The following is a 17,800-nucleotide window of genomic DNA, read 5'->3' as shown; positions in this document are numbered from 1 at the left end:
CGCGCTTCCTAAAGCCCACGCTCAGGGGCATGACCTGGAACCATCCGCGCGGCTATGATCCGATGGTCGCCTGCTCGTCGCTGTGGAAGCAGAAAACCGGCATTGCCGTCGAATGGGACAAGCGTTCGCTGCAGGACTTCGAGTCCTTCCCGGTCGAGGAACTGGCGCGCGCCTATGATCTGATCGTCATCGACCATCCGCATGTCGGCCAGATCACCGCCGAACGCTGCCTGGAGCCGCTCGACGTCGCCGGCCGCGAGGCGGAGCGCGCGGCACTTTCCTCCGGCAGCGTCGGCCAGTCCTATCCGAGTTACACATGGCAGGGACGGCAGTGGGCGTTTCCCATCGATGCCGCGACGCAGGTCCAGGCATGGCGGCCCGATGCGCTTGGCGCACCGCCATCGCGATGGAGCGAAGTACTCGATCTTGCCCGGCAGGCACGCGTGCTGCTGCCGTTGCGGCCACCGCATTCGATGATGGTGTTCTTCACGCTCGCAGGCAATCTCGGGCATGCTTGCGCGACCGACCCATCCAACGATCTCATCGACGGCGAGGCCGGCAGCGAAGTCTTCGAGACAATGCGCGAGATTGCCGCGCTGGTCGACCCGGCCTGCTTCGAGATGGATCCGATCGCCGTTTCGGAGCGGATGGCGCAGGCCGGATCCCCGATCGTCTGCGCACCGCTGATCTACGGCTATGTTTCCTACGCGATGGCCGGGTTTCGCCCACATCGCCTGGCATTTGGCGACATCCCTGTTGTCGGATCCAGCGGCCCGATTGGCACGGCGCTTGGCGGCACAGGCATAGCGGTGTCGGCCTTCTCGAAGGCGAAAGAGGCGGCAACCGATTTCGCCTACTGGCTCGCCAGCGGCGAGGTCCAGCGTGGCCCCTATGCCGCGGCCGGCGGACAGCCCGGCCATGCCGCGGCCTGGGAGGATCAGGCCGTCAATGCGGCGACCGGCAATTTCTATCGCGATACGCGCGCGACCTTGGAGGGCGCATGGGTGCGGCCTCGCCATAATGGTTACATGGCGTTCCAGCAGGCCGCGTCCGACCGCGTCAATTCCGGCATGACCTCAGGGCATCGTTCCAGCCAGGTCATTGCCGATCTCAATCGCCTATTTCGGCAGAGCGCCCCGGCGCAGGCGACCGGCACTGCCGGTGGAGGAGCCTGAAGAAATCGAACGGAGGAGACAAATGAAAACCCTGATCCGCGGCCTTGTGGCCGCAACCGCCTTCGCCTCACTCGCAACGACAGCTTTTGCCGAAGACGTACAAGGCGTCATCAGCGGGCTGCCCGATGAACTCAAGGCGCAATATGACGGCGCGCCGCAGAAGGTGCTGCCATCGGCCTGGGACAATTTCAACCCGCCGTCCAAGCCATGGAAATGGTGCCATTCGGAATCCTACCAGGGCAACCCCTGGCGGGTCACCGTCACCAAGGAACTGAAGCGCCTGGTCGACGGGCTGATCGCCGACGGCACCGTCTCCAGCTTCGAAGTGTCGGATTCCAACAACGACGCCAGCCAGCAGATCAACCAGATCCGCGCCTTCATCGACAAGAAGTGCTCGATCATCACCTCGATCCCGGGCTCGGCAACAGCGCTCGATGACGCCATCGATGCGGCCGCCAAGGCAGGCATCCCGTTCATCACCGCCGCCGGTTCGGTGACCAGCCCGAACGCGATCAATGTCGATTCCAACTATGCGCGCTGGGGCTACGACATGATGACGGCGATCGGCAAGGCCAAGCCTGATGGCGCCAGCATCCTGCTGGTCGAGGGCATCGCCGGCCACCCGATCGTGGTCCAGGAGCGCCAGGGCGCCGATAAGGCGCTGGCGGAAAACCCCAAGCTGAAGATCTCGCGCACGGTCAACGGCAATTGGACGGCCAATGTCACCAAGACGGTGGTGCTGCAGGCGATCGCCACCAACCCGGCGCCGATCGATGCGGTGTGGACGACAGGCAGCGAAAGCCGCGTCGTCGCGGAGGCGTTCGCCGAAGCCAGCCGGCCGGCGCCGCTGATCACCGGTTCGATCACCGGCGATGCCCTGGGCTACTGGAAGGCCAATCCCGACAAGTACCGCTTCGAGGGCCATGCCGTGCTGCCGCACTGGACCGCCGAAACGCTGTTTCGCGTCGGCGAACGCATGCTCGACGGCCAGAAGCCGAAGCTGAACACGCTGCTCATTCCGATTCCGCCGGTCCACAATGCCGATCTCGGCGCCTGGTACAAGGACTGCATGACGACGGATGCCGTATCGATCTTCCCGGTGCCGCCCAAGGATCCGATGCCGGAAGAATGGCTCGACGCCTATTTCTCCAACCCGGCGCCGACCAAGGGATGGGACTATTCGAAGGTGCCAGACGCCTGCGCGAAGTGACGCCTGGGCCAGATAAGACCTCGACAAGCCGGCTCCTTTCGGAGGGCCGGCTTGCCAGCTTCGAAACGCGACATGCTTGAAATCAGAAACATATCCAAACGCTATGGCGAGACGGTCGCGCTTGCGGACGCCTCGATCGCGTTCCGGGCAGGAACCATCCACACCATCCTGGGCGAGAATGGTTCGGGCAAGAGCACCATGGTCAAGCTGCTGTCCGGCATCGTTCAGCCCGACAGCGGCACGGTCCTGCTGCAAGGCAGGCCGTTTTCGGGCGGAACCCCCTCGGCCTTCCAGGCGCAAGGCTTCGCCACGGTCTTCCAGGAAGTGCTGATCGCGCCGGACCGCAGCGTGACCGACAATATCCTGCTTGGCCTCGACGGCCTGGTCCGGCGCGCGGTTCCCCGCAACGAGCGGCGCGACAGGGCAGCCGCCGCCCTCAAACGTTTCGCCGTCACCAACGTTCCGCTCGACATGCCCGCCGGGCAGTTGCCGCTCGCAGCACAGCAACTCGTCGTTCTTGCTCGTGCGGTCGTGCGCGATCCAAAGATCCTGATCCTCGACGAAGTGACCGCAGCACTCGACTTCGCCGACCGCGAGTCCGTTTTTTCGCTGATGCGCACGCTTGCCGGCGAAGGCTGCCTGATCCTGTTCATCACCCACCGCATGGATGAGGTGACGTCGCTTTCGGATCGCATCTCGATCCTGCGCGGCGGCAGCGTGGTGCGCACCGAGGAGCGCGGCGCTTCGACGCCGGCGGAGCTTCTCAAGGCGATGGCGCCACGCACCGCCGCGGAGCTGGCGCATGGCTGATCGCGCCGCCCTCACTATCCGCGACCTCGTCATCGCACCGGACGCCAGCCCGATCATGCAGGCGGTCGCCGCCGGCGAGATCGTTGGGCTCGCCGGCCTGGATGGCCACGGCCAGGAGCTTTTCCTCGAGATGCTCGCCGGCCTGGTCGCGCCGCTTGGCGGTTCGATAACCCTCGATCTGCCCGGCGCATCCCGCGCCATCACCGGCTTCCGCAAGGCCGTATCGAGCGGCATCGCCTATCTTCCGCGCGGGCGTGCCAAAGGCATTTTCCCGACGCAATCGGTGCTCGACAATTTCGCCGTCTCGACGCTGTCTCGCGATACCCGCCTCGGCCTGATCAGCCCGGCGGCGCGCAAGGCGCGCTACGAGGCCTATCGCGAAAGGCTGTCGATATCGGCGCCTCGGCCCGACGCGCCGATCACCACCCTGTCCGGCGGCAACCAGCAGAAGGTGCTGTTGGCGCGGGCCCTGGCGCTGGACCCCGCAATGTTGCTTCTCAACGACCCGACGCGCGGCGTCGACGTAGCGACCCGGCATGTTCTCTACGACGTCTTTCGCGGGCTGGCTTCCGACGGCATGGGGCTCGTCATCCTGTCCAGCGAGATCGAGGAGATCCTTCTTCTCTGCCATCGCGTGCTGGTGTTCCGCGAAAATGAAGTCGTGGCGGAAATCGCCGGCCAGGCGATGACCACCGGGAACGTGATCGCAGCCATGTTCGGACGCGCGGCATGAGACCCTTCGCACGCATCCTGTCCCTCGGCCGAAGCGTCGGCTTCGCCGTCGTACTGCTGATCGCCCTGCTGGCGATCAATCTGATGCTGAGCCCGGCACGGTTCCAGCCGGGCTCCTGGGGTGCGCTGGTTGGTCTGGCGGCGCCGCTGATCGGTGCGGCCATCGCCTCGACGCCGGTGATCCTCGCCGGGCGCGGCGGCATCGATATTTCGGTCGGGCCGCTGATGGGCTTCGTCAACGCCATCGTGATCCAGGTGCTTTTCCTGCGCGCCGGAATATCCTCGCCGCTGGCGCTTGTTCCGGCGGCGCTGCTCATCGGTGCGCTGGTCGGGGCGGCGAACGGTTTCCTGGCGACCATCGTGCGCATCCAGCCGATCGTGGCCACGCTCGGCACCTATCTGATCCTGACGGGGGTGACGCTGACCATCCTGCCGGCGCCGATCGGCCCGGCGCCGGCCTGGCTGAAAGCCCTGGCGGGCCCACTCTCGCTTCTGCCGCTGGCCTTGATGTTCCTTTTTTGGTGGCTGGTGCGGCGCAGCCCTTATTACGACCAGCTGATGGCGGTCGGCAGCGACGATCGCGCCGCCTATACGGCCGGCATCGACGTCACGCTCGTGCGCTTCATCGCCTATGTCATGACCGGCATCCTGGGCGGCTGCGCCGGACTGATGCTGACTGCGCTGATCGGGTCGGCCGATCCCAACATCGGCCCGACCTACACGCTGATCGCCATCGCCGCCGTGGCGCTCGGCGGTGTCAGTCTTGCCGGCGGCCGTGGTGGCGTCGCGGGTGCCGCGATCGGCGCTGTCGACATCTTCCTGCTGCAAAGCGTGCTGACGACGTTCAACGTCTCGACCTTCGTGCTGCAGATCGCCTACGGCGCCATACTGGTGCTGGCGGTGATGCTGACCGCGCTGCAGGAACGCTTTGCCATCGGGAGGCGCTGACATGGCTGGCCGAAATCTATTCGCGACAACCAATGCCCGTGTCGTCGGCGCCTTCTGTGTTGCCGCCCTTCTGCATCTTGCCGGCATCATCCTCATTCCGGGCTACTCCAGCCCGTTTGCGGTGCGCGCCATGCTGGTGCTTGCCTCGCTGCTCGCCGTCGCCTCGATCGGGCAGACGCTGGTCGTCATCATGGGCGGCATCGACCTGTCGATCCCGTTCGTCATCGGCTTTGCCAATGTCGTGGCCGCGCAACTCTACGGCGATGGCTGGAATTTTGTCCTGGTCTGCGGCCTCGTCGGCGTGCTGGCGATCCTTATCGGTGGCCTGAACGGGCTCATCGCGCGCAGCCTCGACATCCAGCCGCTTATCGTCACGCTCGGCATCGGCATGGTCGTGCAAGGGCTGGTGCTTTTATGGACCGCGGGCTTCCCTTCAGGCTCCGCGCCGCAAGCGGTTTCGAGCTTCGTGTCGATCGGCGGATCGGCCGGGCCACTGCCGGTTCCATGGCTGGTGCCCTGTCTTGTCGTGCTGGCGGCGCTCGTCGTCCTGGTGCTGGAGCGGACGCCCTATGGGCGCCGGCTCTACGCACTCGGCAGCAATCCGGGTGCCGCGCCTCTGGCGCTGATCGGTCCCGTCCGCATGTGGGTGATCACCTATGCGGCAAGCGCCTTCTTCGCCGCGGTGGCGGGCGTTCTGCTGCTCGGCTTCACCGGCTCAGCCTATGGCGACGTCGGGCAGCCCTACCTGTTCCAGACCATCGCGGCCGTGGTCGTCGGCGGCGCGGCGCTGGTCGGCGGGCGCGGCAGCTATCTCGGCACGATCGCCGGCGTGCTGGTGCTGACCGAGATCAACACACTGCTGATCGGGCTCGGTTTCCAGCCCTCGGCGGTGCAGGCAGCACTCGGCTTCATCATCGTGCTGCTGGTTTCGCTTTACGGCCGCGAACGGCACGTTTCGGCGACGATCTGAAGAACCCCAAGCGGAGCCGGTTAAAGCCGCCAGAGCTTGCGGGCGTTCGCCGACAAGAGCTTGTCGCGTTCCGCAACACTGCAACCCGCAAGCAACGCATGGGTCGCCGCCACCCAGGTCGACAGACCGCCGCCTAGCGTGCAGACAGGCCAGTCGCTGCCCCAGACGACGCGGTCCCAGCCGAACGAACCGATCGTGTGTTCGACATAGGGCCGCAGCGTCTCGACCGTCCAACTGCCGGGATCGGCATAGGCGACGACGCCGGAAATCTTGGCCACGACGTTCGGACGTCGCGCGATTTCGCTCATGTGTTCGCGCCACGGGTGCTCGCCATTGCCCTTGATGTCGGGGACGCCGCAATGGTCGAGCACGAACTGGACGTCGGGCGCCAGATCGGCGAGCGCGATCGCCTTGGGGATCTGATGCGGCAGCACGACGAGATCGAAGGTGAGCCCGGTGCCGCCGAGCCGCCGGATGCTGTCCCGGAATAGCGCGCCTTCCGAGAGTTCATCGGGCATGATGTGGAGGACGCGGCGAAAACCCTTGACGAACGGCTTTGCTCGCTGGCGCTCGAGATAGGCCGCAAAATTGGCCTCTTCCGGACGGCAGGCGGCGATCGCCCCGGCCAGCATGCTGCCGGCCTGTCTCGACAGGCCTTCGACACGTTCGGTCTCGGCCTCGATGTCGGCAGGGTCGACATCGACCTCCATATGCAGCACACGCTCGACGCCGACACGTTGAGCTTCCACGCCGTACTCCTCATAGGAGAAGTCGCGGTTGAGAGCGGGCACGCCGGCAAGCCACGGGTAGCGCAAGGCCGAGCGGTCGATGAGGTGCAGGTGGGTGTCAATGATCATGGCAGGGCTCCTCCCGTATCTTTCACATCATCTCACGGAGGAATTCTTCATTCAAATAAGAATTACGCCGATGAACCGACGGCCGACCCGGCCAGACGCGATAGCTTCTCACATGTGGCCAGCAGCAGTTCGATGGTGCGGGTCATGTCCGGCGCGGACGGTGCGTTGACGACGGTGATGTAAGGAATCGAAAGCGCCGCGATGGCCTTGCCGTCGGAGCCGCGCACCGGTGCCGACAGATTGTAGACGCCGGCAGTTTGCATCGAGGCCATCATCTCATATCCCCGTTCCCTGATCTGGTCGAGACGGGCAAAGAACTCGGGCGGCTGCGCCGTATTGTCGGTGCTGCGGACATGTTCGGAGATCATCATCTGGCGCTCCTCCTGCGAACGGAAAGCGAGCAGCACATGTCCCGAACCGGTGTCGAACAGGCTGATGTGGGCACCGACCCGGATCGAGATGCCCCAGTAGTTCGGCGCCTCCTGCTGGCCAATCACCACGGCCGAACCGCGATCGAAAACAACAAGTTGGTTGGCCTGTTGCGACGTCTCTGCCAGCTCCCGCATCAACGGCGTCGCGTAGGAAACCAGCCGCCGCACCGGCGCGTGCAGTTGCGCCAGGCCGAACAGCTTGAGCGTCAGTGAATACCGGTCACCGTCGAGCCGCGTGACATAGCCGCGCCGCACCAGCCGGTCCAGCATGCGGTAGAACTCGTTGGGGCTGCGGTCGAGCTTCTTGGCGATTTCCGCCTGCGTCAGGCCGCCGTCGACGCCGGCCAGCAGTTCCAGGATGTCGAGCCCCTTGTCGAGCGCAGGCGCGCGATACCGCTCGTCTTCGCTGTCATCCATGGGCCTTCCCTCCAGTGAAATCGATTCTTCATATACGCAGGAACGCAGCCGACGGAAACAAATTTCGCCTTGACGTTTCCATGAATGTTTTGTTTGTATATGAATGTAACGCTTCTTGTCATCAGACGAGTGCGGTCGCCGCCAAGGCGCACCCAGGGAGGATACCAATGAACAGACTGCTTTCCGGCGTGTGCGCCGGCGCTTTGTTGCTCGCGTCAGGCGCAGGCGCAGCCCTTGCCGGCGACCTGCCCGGCAAGTTCGAAGGTGTTACCGTGGACGTGAAGCTGATCGGCGGCCAGCAATATGAAAAGCTCTACGAGCGCATCCCCGAATGGGAGAAGGCGACCGGCGCCAAGGTCAACATCCTGACCAAGAAGAACGGCTTCGACATCGACAAGGAGTTAAAGTCCGACATCGCCTCGGGCAGCACCAACTGGTGCGTCGGCTGGAACCATTCCTCCTTCGCGCCGCAGTATACCGGCCTCTATACCGACCTCAGCAAATTGCTGCCCAAGGAAGAGATCGATGCCTTCGTGCCATCGACGATCAAGGCGGCGACCATCGATGGCAAGCTGGAGATGCTGCCGCGCGCGCAGTTCGACGTCTCTGCCCTCTACTACCAGAAGAGCCTCTACGAGAACGCCGACAACAAGGCCAAGTTCAAGGCGAAATACGGCTATGATCTGGTGCCGCCGGACACCTGGAAGGAAGTCACCGACCAGGCCGAGTTCTTCGCCAACCCGCCCAACTTCTACGGCACGCAGTTCGCCGGTAAGGAAGAGGCGATCAACGGCCGCTTCTACGAGATGGTGGTGGCCGAGGGCGGCGAATATCTCGACAAGGACGGCAAGCCGGTCTTCAACTCCGAAGCCGGCGTGCGTGCGCTCGACTGGTTCGTCAACCTCTACAAGGCCAAGGCTGTGCCGGCCGGAACCACCAATTATCTCTGGGACGATCTCGGCCAGGGTTTTGCCTCCGGCACCGTCGCCATCAACTTGGACTGGCCGGGCTGGGCCGGCTTCTTCAACGATCCGAAGTCGTCGAAGGTCGCCGGCAATGTCGGCGTCAAGGTCGCGCCGAAAGGCTCGTCCGGCAAGCGCACCGGCTGGTCCGGTTTCCATGGCTTCTCGGTGACCGAGACCTGCCCGAACAAGGAGGCCGCGGCATCGCTGGTGTGGTGGCTCACCAATGAGGACAGCCAGAAGCTGGAGGCCGCCGCGGGCCCGCTGCCGACCCTCACCGCGGTCTGGGACTGGGACCTGAAGCAGGCCGAAAACGATCCTTACAAGAAGGAGGTCCTCTCCGCCTTCCAGGAAGAAGCCAAGCACGCCTTCGCGGTGCCGCAGACGCCTGAATGGATCGAGATCTCGAACGCCGTCTATCCCGAATTGCAGGCGGCGATCCTCGGCGACAAGACGTCCAAGCAGGCGCTCGACGAAGCCGCCGCCAAGGCGACGCAAATTCTCGAAGACGCCGGCAAGCTGTAGAACCGCTCCCAAGACCGCCTCCCCCATCAGGAATGGGGGAGGCGCTCGCGTCTTAAGGCGCGCACTGCCTCGGGTGTTCCCACGATGACGATGCCTGCCCCGCCCGACTCGACAGGCGGCAATCGAATGCAACTCACAGGGTCCCAATGAAGGGCTTCAAGCCATCCGCGCCATTCCTGCTGCTGCTTCCGGCGATCATCGTGCTGGCGGCGGTCGTCGTGGTGCCGTTGCTTTTGTCGCTCTATTCCAGCTTCACGCCTTTCCGCCTGACCAAGCCCGAAACGTTCTTCGTCTTTGTCGGCTTCCGCAATTATCTCTCGATCCTGGCGAACGCCGGTTTCTGGTGGGCGTTCGGCCGCACGGTTCTGTTGCTGACCATCGCGCTCAATCTCGAAATGCTGCTGGGCCTCGGCCTCGCCATGCTGGTCGAAAAGGCGACGCGCGGCCAGCGCATCCTGCGCACGCTGATGATGTTTCCGATGATGTTCTCGCCGATCCTCGTCGGCTTCCAGTTCAAGTTCATGTTCAACGACAATATCGGCCTGGTGAACAACGCCCTGCAATCGCTCGGCATCACCAGGGATGCCATTCCGTGGCTGATCGAAGGCCATCTCGCCTTCATCGCCATCTCGATCGCCGAGATCTGGTCGTCGACGGCGATCTTCGCCATCCTGATCCTCGCCGGCCTGCTCGCCATGCCCAAGGAGCCAATCGAGGCGGCGCGGGTCGACGGCTGCACGCCGTGGCAGACGTTCCGCTATGTGACCTGGCCGTTCGTCATGCCTTTCGCCTACATCGCCATGACCATCCGTTCGCTCGACGTCGCGCGCGCCTATGACATCGTCAAGATCATGACCGATGGCGGGCCGGCGGGCCGCACCGAGCTTTTGTGGACGCTGGTGGCGCGCACCGCCTACAGCGACGGGCGCATGGGCATGGCCAACGCCATGGCCTATTTCTCGATCCTGCTGTCGATCGCCTTCACCGTCTACTTCTTCAACAAGCTCGCCGCGGCGCGCACGCAGATCGGTGCGGAGTGGTGATGGACGAGAATTCTTCCGCCCGCCTCAAGCGCCGGCTGCTGGGCATCGCCTATCGCATCGGCCTGTTCCTGGCGATGCTGACCATCTGCCTGCCCGGCCTGTGGATCGTGCTTTCGTCGCTGCGGCCGACGGTGGAGATCATGGCCAAGCCGCCGGTGTGGATCCCGCAGCAGATCTCGTTCGACGCCTATGTCGCGATGTTCTCAGGGATCGGCAAGGGCGGCATCCCGGTCATAGAATATTTCCGCAACTCGCTGATCATCTCGGTGACCTCGACGGTGATCGCGGTGGCCATCGGCATGGCCGGTGGCTATGCCTTCGCGCGCTACCGTTTCCGCGGCAAGTCGGGCGTCTTCCTCGGCCTGATGCTGACGCGCACGGTGCCGGGTATCGCGCTCTCGCTGCCGCTGTTCTTCCTTTATGTCAGGCTCGGCATCATCGACACGCATTTCGGACTGATCCTGGCCTATGTCGCGCTCAACGTGCCGTTCACCATCTGGCTGATCGACGGCTTCTTCCGCCAGGTGCCGAAGGACCTCGCGGAAGCCGCCCAGATCGACGGCTGCACCCGCTGGCAGGCCTTCTGGCAGGTCGAGTTCCCGCTTGCCGGGCCCGGCATCGCCTCCGCCGCGATCTTTGCTTTCCTGACCTGCTGGAACGAGTTCGCGCTGGCCTCGCAGCTGACCCGCTCGGTCAGCGCCAAGACGCTGCCGGTCGGCCTGCTCGACTACACGGCCGAATTCACCATCGACTGGCGCGGCATGTGCGCGCTCGCCGTGGTGATGATCATCCCGGCGCTCACCCTCACCTACATCGTCCAGAAACACCTTGTCGGCGGCTTGACCTCCGGCGCGGTGAAAGGCTGATCCCATGGCAACGGTTTCCCTCCAAAAGCTGACCAAGCGCTACGGCAATGTCGGGATCGTGCACGGCATCGACCTCGACATCGCGGACCGCGAATTCATCGCGCTGGTCGGCCCCTCCGGCTGCGGCAAGTCGACGACGCTCAGGATGATCGCAGGGCTGGAAGAGATCAGCGCCGGCTCGATCGAGATCGGCGGCCGCGTCGTCAACGATTTGCCGCCGCGTTCGCGCAACATCTCGATGGTGTTCCAGTCCTACGCGCTTTATCCCCACATGACGGTGCGCGAGAACCTCGGCTTCTCCCTGAAGATTGCCGGGGCCGCCAAGGAGGATATGGAGCGCCGCGTCGCCGAAGCCTCGGCCATCCTCGGCCTCGACACGCTGCTCGACCGTCGCCCGTCGCAACTTTCCGGCGGCCAGCGCCAGCGCGTCGCCATGGGCCGCGCCATCGTACGCGATCCCGACGTGTTCCTGTTCGACGAGCCGCTTTCAAATCTCGACGCCAAACTGCGCACGCAGATGCGGACCGAAATCAAGAAGCTGCACGCCAAGGTGCGGTCGACGGTGATCTATGTCACCCATGACCAGGTCGAGGCGATGACGCTTGCCGACCGCATCGTCATCATGCGCGACGGCCATATCGAACAGGTCGGCACCCCAGACGAGGTGTTCCGACGGCCGGCGACGCGGTTCGTCGCGGGCTTCATCGGCTCGCCGCCGATGAACCTGCACGAGGCGACGATCGATGACGGCCAGCTGGTTTTCGCCAGCGGCGAAAAGCTGCCATTGCCTAGCCAATTCAAAGCCAATGTCGCCAGGGGTAACAAGGTGGTGTTCGGGTTGCGGCCCGACGACATCTACCCGACCGGCCATGGTATCAGTTCCGGTGGTGCCGCAGACGTCCACCAGATCGAATTGCCGATCACGGTCACCGAACCACTCGGCAACGAGACGCTGGTGTTCGTCGAGTTCAATGGCGCAGACTGGGTTTCGCGCATGCTGAACCCAAGAGCTTTGAGATCGGGCGAGCGGGTGGCCATGAGCCTCGACCTGTCGCAGGCGCACCTGTTTGCCGCCGACACGGGAAAGTCATTGCGGAGCTGACGACATGGCCACGATCGAAAAGATAGAACTGCGGATGGTGGACCTTGTGCCGAAGGTCAAGCGCACGGACGCGATCCAGAGTTTCGTCAGCCAGGAAACGCCTCTCGTCACGATCACCGATTCCGACGGCGCCGTCGGCACCGGCTACAGCTACACGATCGGCACCGGCGGCTCGTCCGTGATGCGGCTCTTGTCCGACCATCTGGCGCCGCGCCTGATCGGCCGCGACCCCGACATGATCGAGGCGATCTGGCACGATCTCGAATTCGCCACACACGCCACCACGATCGGCGCGATCACGGCCATCGCGATCGCGGCGATCGACACCGCGCTTTGGGACCTGCGGGCGAAGAAGCAGGGCCTGCCTCTGTGGAAGCTGGCGGGCGGCGCCAAGGACCGCTGCCCGCTCTACACGACGGAGGGCGGCTGGCTGCACATCGAGACGCAGGCGCTGGTCGATGACGCGCTGGCCGCGAAGGCCAAGGGATTTCGCGGCTCGAAGGTGAAGATCGGCAAACCGCACGGATCGGAAGATCTGGCGCGGCTGGCGGCGGTGCGCAAGGCGGTGGGCGACGGCTACGAGATCATGACCGACGCCAATCAGGGATTCTCCGTCGACGAAGCGATCCGCCGCGCAGCGAGGCTCAGTGAACTCGATCTCGCCTGGATCGAGGAGCCGCTGCCGGCCGACGACATCGATGGGCACGTGAGGCTGTCGAACTCGACGCCGACGCCGATCGCCATCGGCGAGTCGCTCTATTCCATCAGGCATTTCCGCGAATACATGCAGAAAGGCGCCTGTTCGATCGTGCAAGTCGATGTCGGCCGCATTGGCGGCATCACGCCCTGGCTAAAGGTGGCGCATGCGGCGGAGGCCTTCGACATCCCGGTCTGCCCGCATTTCCTGATGGAATTGCATGTCAGCCTCACCTGCGCTGTTCAGAACGGCCGGTATGTCGAGTACATTCCGCAGCTTGACCAGTTGACCGGCAAGCGCATGCGCATCGAGGATGGGCACGCGCTGGCACCCGACGAGCCCGGCATCGGCATCGATTGGGACTGGGACGCGGTCAAGGCCATGAGCATCGCCGAATTCACCACGGCGATCACGAAATAGGGGAACGAACATGCAGCGGATGGGAATGGTTCTGGGACTGAAGCCGGAAAAGGTCGAGGAATATGTGCGCCTCCATGCCGCCGTCTGGCCCGACGTGCTGACCACGATCTCGGCCTGCAACATCGAGAACTATTCGATCTACCTGAAGCGGCCGGAGAACCTGCTGTTTGCCTATTTCGAATACCATGGCACCGACTATGCCGCCGACATGGCCAAGATGGCGGCAGACCCGAAGACGCAGGAATGGTGGGCCCTCTGCATGCCTTGCCAGGAGCCGCTGGCGACCCGCAAGGAGGGCGAATGGTGGGCTTCGATGGACGAGGTCTTCCATCATGACTGAAGGCGGTTTCGACCCTGCCTCACTCATCCAGTCCTGGCCCAAGCCTACAAAGCCCCGGCCGATCGTCACCTTCGGCGCAGGTTCGATTGTCGGCGACGCCCATTTTCCCGCCTACCGGAAGGCCGAGTTTCCGATTGCCGGCCTCTATGATCCGGACCAGGCCAAGGCGCGGACCCTGGCCGAGAAATGGGGTGTCACCGCATTCCGCTCCGTGGAAGAAGCCGCCGGAATCAACGATGCGATCTTCGATCTGGCGACACCGCCCAGTCGGCATGCCGAGATCCTGAAGGCGCTTCCCGAGGAGGCGGTCGCGCTGATCCAGAAGCCGATGGGCAACTATCTCGGCGAGGCAACCGAAATCCTCGAGATCTGCCGCGCCAGGAAGCTCAAGGCCGCGGTGAATTTCCAATTGCGTTTCGCGCCGATGATGCTGGCGCTCAAGGATGCCATCGCCAAGGGATGGCTCGGCGAGGTCGTCGACTTCGACGCCTGGCTGGCGCTGGCGACACCTTGGGAGTTGTGGGAATTCCTGCTCAAGGCGCCGCGTGTCGAGATCGCGATGCATTCGATCCACTATCTGGACCTCGTCAGACAATTGCTGGGCGACCCCAAAGGGGTGCACGCCAAGACGCTCGGCCACCCCAACCATACGGTGGCGCAGACGCGCACCAGCGCCATCCTCGACTATGGCGACACCGTGCGCTGCGCGCTGTCGATCAATCATGATCACAAGTTCGGGCGCCGGCACCAGGCCTGCGAATTCCGCATTTGCGGCACCGAGGGCGCGGCCTATCTCAAACTCGGCCTCAATCTTGACTATCCCCGCGGCGAACCGGATGTCCTGGAAATATACCCGAAAGGCGGGACGGATTGGATTGCCGTGCCACTCGCCGGCGAATGGTTCCCCGATGCCTTTGTCGGGCGCATGGCCAATGTCCAGCGCTTTGCTTGCGGGGAAGACGACGAGCTGGTCAGCTCGGTCGAGGACGCCTGGAGCACGATGGCGCTGGTGGAAGCCGCCTATAAATCGAGCGCAGCGCCGGCGACGCCACTGGCCGAAAAGCCGTAAGGCAGGACATGGAACAGATAATTTATTTCGAAGACTACGAGATCGGCTCCTCGCGGCTGACCAGCGGCCGCACCATTACCGAGACCGACTTCATCGTCCATGCCGGACACACCGGCGATTTCTTCCCACACCACATGGACGCCGAGTTCATGAAGACGACGCCGTTCGGTCAGCGCATCGCGCACGGCACGCTGGTGTTCTCGGTCGGCATCGGACTGACGGCAAGCGTCGTCAATCCCGTTGCCTTCTCCTATGGCTATGATCGGCTGCGTTTCATCAAGCCGGTGTTCATCGGCGACACGATCCGCACGCGCACCACCATCGCGGCCAAGGAGGACGATCCGAAGCGGCCGGCCGCGGGCCGGGTGATCGAACGCTGCGAGGTGATCAACCAGCGCGACGAAGTGGTGTTGGCCGCGGATCACATCTACATCGTCGAACGCAAACCCGGCTGAGGCAGCGCTACGATCCCGTGGCGCGGGCGGTGATGCGCTCCAGACCGAGCAGCAGCGCCAGGGTCGCCACCACCAGGATCATGGTGAGCGCTGCTCCCGCAAAGATGTCGCCTCGGTCGGTGAGGCTGAAGATCGACACCGGCAGCGTCACCCAACCCGGCGGATAGACCATCACGGTGGCGCCGAGTTCACCCATCGACAGTGCGAAGCTGAGCCCGAACGCCGCGACCAGATAGGGTGCGAGCAGAGGCAAGGTGACGTGCCAGAGGCGGTAGGCCGGCCGCGCGCCGAGGCTCGATGCCACCTGCTCGAAATCGGGCGAGAGTCGCGCCAGTCCGGCCGACACATTGCCGAAGGTGAAGGCTGAGATCAGCACGAAATGGGCGATCATGACGATCGCGATCGTACCGTTGAGCAGCAGCGGCGGATGGCTGAAGGCGACCAGCAGGCCAAGGCCGACGGAGACCGAAGGCACGGCGCTGGGGATGAAGAACAACAGGCCGAGCAGGCGCCGCAGCGCATGCCCCTGGACCCGCAGCGACAGCGCCGCCCAGGTGCCGCTGACCAGCGCCAGCGCGCTGGCTGCAAAACCGGTGAGAAGGCTCGCCTTGACCGCATCGCCGGCCGCGCCATGCAAGACGTCGCTGTAGTGTTCCGTCGTCAGGCTGCTCGGCAGCACCCCGTTCCACTGGCCGGCAAGGCTGGACAGGAGAATGACCGCAAGCGGCGCCAGGAACAGCACACCGAAGATCAGCGCGAAGAGGAGCCACAGAACGAGGCGACCGGAGCGGGACCAGACCAGCATGGCTAGACCCCCAGCCGGCCGGCTGCGAAACGATAGAGCCCGAACAGGCCGAGCGACAGCGCGATGTTGATCAGGGCGATGATGCAGGCGACCTGATAGGCCGATTCCTGGATCGCCTTGCCATAGATCAGCAGCGGCAGCGTGATGACCCCCTTGGCGCCGATGAACAGCACGATGCCGAACTCGTTGACGGTGAGCAGCAGGCAGAGGCTCCCGCCGGCAATGAGCGCCGGGATGGCGGCCGGCAGGATGATTTGGCGCACGATGCGGAACGACCGCGCGCCGAGCACGCTTGCCGCTTCGATCTGGCCGCGGTCCACCAGCGAGAAGGCGGCAAGCAGCGGCCGCAGGATGAACGGCGTGTAGACAGTGACCTCGGCCAGCACCACGCCCCAGCTCGAATAGAGAAAATCGACGGGCGGCGACGGCAGTGAAAAGGTCTCCATCAGCCCTGCGTTGAGCATGCCTGCGGAGCCGTAGAGGAAGGTGAAGGCGAGCGTCACCAGGAAGGTCGGCAATGCGATGAAGGTGTCGATCAGCCTGGCGATGAAGCCGCTGCCGGGGAACGGAACGAAGGCCAGGATCAGTGCCAGCACGAGACCGACGATCAGGCACCCGGCAGTCGCGGTAACCGAAATCGTCACCGTGTTCATCAGCGCGTTGAGGAAGAAGCGCGAATGCAGGACGCGGATCACTTCGGCGACATTGGCAACGCCGCTGTCGTCCAGGAAGGCCTGCCGGGCGATGAGCGCCAGCGGATAGAAGAACAGCAGGGCCAAGAGTGCGGCCGGCGGCACGATCCAGAATCTGCCAGGCTCTCTCCTGACCGCTGGCGAGGCGATAGCGACAGCCTCAGACACCGGCGTCTTCCGGAACGAGCGAGGTGTCGGTGGGCGCGAAGAACAGCGGCACCTTGGCGCCGGGTTCCGGCAGGGCCATCGGCAGTCTCGTCGCCGAGACGCGCACCGTCGTGCCGTCGACATCGAGCACGAGATGGGTGAGTTCGCCTTGCCAGTGCACCTCCAGGAGCGTGCCGACAATGCGGTTGGTATGGTCGCCATCGGCCGTCAGGCTGAGGTGCTGGGGCCTGATACAAAGCAGGCTCTTGTCGCCGACCTTCTCGTCACGGCCGGTGCCCATCAGCACCGCGTCGCCATGCCTTGCCGCGGCAAAACCCTTGGAGCCGGCAGCCTCGGCAATGGTGACCGGCAGTAGATTGGCGCGGCCGAGGAACTCGGCGGTGAAGCGGTTGGGCGGACGGCGGTAGAGCTCGGTCGTCGGTCCATGCGAACAGACCGAGCCGTCGCGCATGATGGCGATCTTGTCGGCGAGGGTGAGCGCCTCTGTCTGGTCGTGAGTGACATAGAGGATCGTCAGGCCCGGCAGGCTGCGGTGCAGCCTGGCGATCTCCTCGACCATATTGCGGCGGATCTGTGCGTCCAGCGCCGAAAGCGGCTCGTCAAGCAGCAGCACGCGGGGCCGCACGGCAAGAGCGCGCGCAATCGCGACACGCTGCTGCTGGCCGCCGGAAAGCTCGCGCGGATAACGTCCTGCATAGGCAGCCATGCCGACGGTACCGAGCGCATCCTTGACCCGCTCGGCGATCAGCGCCTTGTCGGCGCCCTGAGCCCTGAGGCCGAAGGCGACGTTGTCCTCGACCCGCATATGCGGAAACAGCGCGTAGTTCTGGACCACCATGCCGAGCCCGCGCTCATAAGGCGGCAGATCGGTCACATCCGTCGCGCCAATGCGGATTCGTCCGCTTCTCGGCCGCACGAAGCCGGCCACCGCCCGCAAGGCGGTGGTCTTGCCGGAGCCGGACGGGCCGATCATCGCCAGGATCTCGCCGGGAGCAATATCCAGGGTCAGCGGATGCAAGACGACGTGAGCGCCATAGGCGACAACAACCTTGTCGAAATGGACGTTGGAGCCGGCGCCGCGAACCTTCGCGGCGTCGATGTCCATG

General features: G+C 64.4%; 19 protein-coding genes. 14 read left to right on the top strand and 5 right to left on the bottom strand.

Features of this window, described 5'->3' with window-relative positions; translation table 11 throughout:
* Nucleotides 1–29 precede the first annotated feature (29 nt).
* The 6 genes from LB545_RS27460 to LB545_RS27435 all read left to right on the top strand — a co-directional run bounded on the left by LB545_RS27460 (nucleotide 30) and on the right by LB545_RS27435 (nucleotide 5,845).
* Nucleotides 30–1,175, top strand: coding sequence for an extracellular solute-binding protein (locus LB545_RS27460; RefSeq protein ID WP_224706128.1), 1,146 nt, complete (start codon nucleotides 30–32; stop codon nucleotides 1,173–1,175).
* A gap of 22 nt (nucleotides 1,176–1,197) precedes the next feature.
* Nucleotides 1,198–2,385 carry an ABC transporter substrate-binding protein gene (locus tag LB545_RS27455; RefSeq protein WP_224706117.1) on the top strand — a complete coding sequence of 396 codons (1,188 nt, stop codon included), beginning with the start codon at nucleotides 1,198–1,200 and terminating at the stop codon, nucleotides 2,383–2,385.
* 72 nt (nucleotides 2,386–2,457) lie between these two features.
* Complete coding sequence (locus LB545_RS27450; protein WP_140497628.1) at nucleotides 2,458–3,195, top strand: ATP-binding cassette domain-containing protein; 738 nt, start codon at nucleotides 2,458–2,460, stop codon at nucleotides 3,193–3,195.
* A complete protein-coding gene (locus LB545_RS27445; protein WP_140497625.1) occupies nucleotides 3,188–3,928 on the top strand; it encodes an ATP-binding cassette domain-containing protein in 741 nt (246 codons plus the stop codon). The genes LB545_RS27450 and LB545_RS27445 overlap by 8 nt, the downstream gene beginning before the upstream one ends.
* Nucleotides 3,925–4,875, top strand: coding sequence for an ABC transporter permease (locus LB545_RS27440; protein ID WP_224706116.1), 951 nt, complete (start codon nucleotides 3,925–3,927; stop codon nucleotides 4,873–4,875). Before LB545_RS27445 ends, LB545_RS27440 begins: the two co-directional genes overlap by 4 nt.
* 1 nt (nucleotide 4,876) lies before the next feature.
* Complete coding sequence (locus LB545_RS27435) at nucleotides 4,877–5,845, top strand: ABC transporter permease (protein ID WP_140514528.1); 969 nt, start codon at nucleotides 4,877–4,879, stop codon at nucleotides 5,843–5,845.
* A gap of 20 nt (nucleotides 5,846–5,865) precedes the next feature.
* On the opposite strand, the gene LB545_RS27430 is transcribed toward LB545_RS27435, so the two are convergent.
* Together LB545_RS27430 and LB545_RS27425 are read right to left on the bottom strand one after the other, a co-directional pair.
* A complete protein-coding gene (locus tag LB545_RS27430) occupies nucleotides 5,866–6,702 on the bottom strand; it encodes an amidohydrolase family protein (protein ID WP_224706115.1) in 837 nt (278 codons plus the stop codon).
* 62 nt (nucleotides 6,703–6,764) lie between these two features.
* Nucleotides 6,765–7,550, bottom strand: coding sequence for an IclR family transcriptional regulator (locus LB545_RS27425; protein WP_140497617.1), 786 nt, complete (start codon nucleotides 7,548–7,550; stop codon nucleotides 6,765–6,767).
* A 167-nt stretch (nucleotides 7,551–7,717) separates the two neighbouring features.
* On the opposite strand from LB545_RS27425, the gene LB545_RS27420 reads away from it, so the two are divergent.
* The 8 genes from LB545_RS27420 to LB545_RS27385 all read left to right on the top strand — a co-directional run bounded on the left by LB545_RS27420 (nucleotide 7,718) and on the right by LB545_RS27385 (nucleotide 15,029).
* On the top strand, nucleotides 7,718–9,037 hold the full coding sequence (locus LB545_RS27420; RefSeq protein ID WP_140686654.1) for an ABC transporter substrate-binding protein: 1,320 nt from the start codon (nucleotides 7,718–7,720) through the stop codon (nucleotides 9,035–9,037).
* Between the two features lie 146 nt (nucleotides 9,038–9,183).
* The gene (locus tag LB545_RS27415) at nucleotides 9,184–10,080 is read left to right on the top strand and encodes a carbohydrate ABC transporter permease (protein WP_140497613.1); all 897 of its coding nucleotides are present in this window, start codon (nucleotides 9,184–9,186) and stop codon (nucleotides 10,078–10,080) included.
* A complete protein-coding gene (locus tag LB545_RS27410; protein WP_140564375.1) occupies nucleotides 10,080–10,946 on the top strand; it encodes a carbohydrate ABC transporter permease in 867 nt (288 codons plus the stop codon). Before LB545_RS27415 ends, LB545_RS27410 begins: the two co-directional genes overlap by 1 nt.
* A 4-nt stretch (nucleotides 10,947–10,950) precedes the next feature.
* Nucleotides 10,951–12,048, top strand: a complete 1,098-nt coding sequence (locus LB545_RS27405; RefSeq protein WP_140555594.1) for an ABC transporter ATP-binding protein — start codon at nucleotides 10,951–10,953, stop codon at nucleotides 12,046–12,048.
* 4 nt (nucleotides 12,049–12,052) lie between these two features.
* Complete coding sequence (locus LB545_RS27400) at nucleotides 12,053–13,165, top strand: mandelate racemase/muconate lactonizing enzyme family protein (RefSeq protein ID WP_224706114.1); 1,113 nt, start codon at nucleotides 12,053–12,055, stop codon at nucleotides 13,163–13,165.
* A 10-nt stretch (nucleotides 13,166–13,175) separates the two neighbouring features.
* Complete coding sequence (locus LB545_RS27395; protein WP_140555598.1) at nucleotides 13,176–13,505, top strand: L-rhamnose mutarotase; 330 nt, start codon at nucleotides 13,176–13,178, stop codon at nucleotides 13,503–13,505.
* Entirely contained in the window at nucleotides 13,498–14,574 is a 1,077-nt protein-coding gene (locus LB545_RS27390; RefSeq protein ID WP_140555600.1) for a Gfo/Idh/MocA family protein, read from the top strand. The genes LB545_RS27395 and LB545_RS27390 overlap by 8 nt, the downstream gene beginning before the upstream one ends.
* A gap of 8 nt (nucleotides 14,575–14,582) precedes the next feature.
* Entirely contained in the window at nucleotides 14,583–15,029 is a 447-nt protein-coding gene (locus LB545_RS27385) for a MaoC/PaaZ C-terminal domain-containing protein (RefSeq protein ID WP_140551264.1), read from the top strand.
* Nucleotides 15,030–15,036: 7 nt separating this feature from the next.
* Here LB545_RS27385 and LB545_RS27380 read toward each other — a convergent pair whose 3' ends face one another.
* From LB545_RS27380 to LB545_RS27370, 3 genes are read right to left on the bottom strand one after another with little or no spacing between them, the layout of a single operon-like run.
* Nucleotides 15,037–15,834 carry an ABC transporter permease subunit gene (locus LB545_RS27380; RefSeq protein ID WP_140514512.1) on the bottom strand — a complete coding sequence of 266 codons (798 nt, stop codon included), beginning with the start codon at nucleotides 15,832–15,834 and terminating at the stop codon, nucleotides 15,037–15,039.
* Between the two features lie 2 nt (nucleotides 15,835–15,836).
* Nucleotides 15,837–16,694: a 2-aminoethylphosphonate ABC transporter permease subunit gene (locus LB545_RS27375; protein ID WP_224706113.1), complete on the bottom strand. Its 858-nt coding sequence runs from the start codon at nucleotides 16,692–16,694 to the stop codon at nucleotides 15,837–15,839.
* Complete coding sequence (locus tag LB545_RS27370; RefSeq protein WP_224680228.1) at nucleotides 16,687–17,799, bottom strand: ABC transporter ATP-binding protein; 1,113 nt, start codon at nucleotides 17,797–17,799, stop codon at nucleotides 16,687–16,689. Before LB545_RS27370 ends, LB545_RS27375 begins: the two co-directional genes overlap by 8 nt.
* Nucleotide 17,800: the final 1 nt, after the last annotated feature.

Origin of the sequence: Mesorhizobium sp. BR1-1-6, assembly GCF_020165355.1 — a bacterium.
Classification (GTDB): Bacteria; Pseudomonadota; Alphaproteobacteria; order Rhizobiales; family Rhizobiaceae; genus Mesorhizobium.
This window is presented reverse-complemented; position numbering and strand designations above follow the sequence as displayed.

Excerpts from the sequence above, each read along its gene's own strand:
- LB545_RS27445 (WP_140497625.1), top strand. The coding sequence starts at position 3,188 with ATGGCTGATCGCGCCGCCCTCACTATCCGCGACCTCGTCATCGCACCG.
- LB545_RS27370 (WP_224680228.1), bottom strand. The coding sequence starts at position 17,799 with ATGGACATCGACGCCGCGAAGGTTCGCGGCGCCGGCTCCAACGTCCAT.
- LB545_RS27380 (WP_140514512.1), bottom strand. The coding sequence starts at position 15,834 with ATGCTGGTCTGGTCCCGCTCCGGTCGCCTCGTTCTGTGGCTCCTCTTC.
- LB545_RS27410 (WP_140564375.1), top strand. The coding sequence starts at position 10,080 with ATGGACGAGAATTCTTCCGCCCGCCTCAAGCGCCGGCTGCTGGGCATC.
- LB545_RS27440 (WP_224706116.1), top strand. The coding sequence starts at position 3,925 with ATGAGACCCTTCGCACGCATCCTGTCCCTCGGCCGAAGCGTCGGCTTC.
- LB545_RS27430 (WP_224706115.1), bottom strand. The coding sequence starts at position 6,702 with ATGATCATTGACACCCACCTGCACCTCATCGACCGCTCGGCCTTGCGC.
- LB545_RS27405 (WP_140555594.1), top strand. The coding sequence starts at position 10,951 with ATGGCAACGGTTTCCCTCCAAAAGCTGACCAAGCGCTACGGCAATGTC.
- LB545_RS27435 (WP_140514528.1), top strand. The coding sequence starts at position 4,877 with ATGGCTGGCCGAAATCTATTCGCGACAACCAATGCCCGTGTCGTCGGC.
- LB545_RS27390 (WP_140555600.1), top strand. The coding sequence starts at position 13,498 with ATGACTGAAGGCGGTTTCGACCCTGCCTCACTCATCCAGTCCTGGCCC.
- LB545_RS27395 (WP_140555598.1), top strand. The coding sequence starts at position 13,176 with ATGCAGCGGATGGGAATGGTTCTGGGACTGAAGCCGGAAAAGGTCGAG.
- LB545_RS27400 (WP_224706114.1), top strand. The coding sequence starts at position 12,053 with ATGGCCACGATCGAAAAGATAGAACTGCGGATGGTGGACCTTGTGCCG.
- LB545_RS27425 (WP_140497617.1), bottom strand. The coding sequence starts at position 7,550 with ATGGATGACAGCGAAGACGAGCGGTATCGCGCGCCTGCGCTCGACAAG.
- LB545_RS27415 (WP_140497613.1), top strand. The coding sequence starts at position 9,184 with ATGAAGGGCTTCAAGCCATCCGCGCCATTCCTGCTGCTGCTTCCGGCG.
- LB545_RS27460 (WP_224706128.1), top strand. The coding sequence starts at position 30 with ATGACCTGGAACCATCCGCGCGGCTATGATCCGATGGTCGCCTGCTCG.
- LB545_RS27385 (WP_140551264.1), top strand. The coding sequence starts at position 14,583 with ATGGAACAGATAATTTATTTCGAAGACTACGAGATCGGCTCCTCGCGG.
- LB545_RS27450 (WP_140497628.1), top strand. The coding sequence starts at position 2,458 with ATGCTTGAAATCAGAAACATATCCAAACGCTATGGCGAGACGGTCGCG.
- LB545_RS27420 (WP_140686654.1), top strand. The coding sequence starts at position 7,718 with ATGAACAGACTGCTTTCCGGCGTGTGCGCCGGCGCTTTGTTGCTCGCG.
- LB545_RS27455 (WP_224706117.1), top strand. The coding sequence starts at position 1,198 with ATGAAAACCCTGATCCGCGGCCTTGTGGCCGCAACCGCCTTCGCCTCA.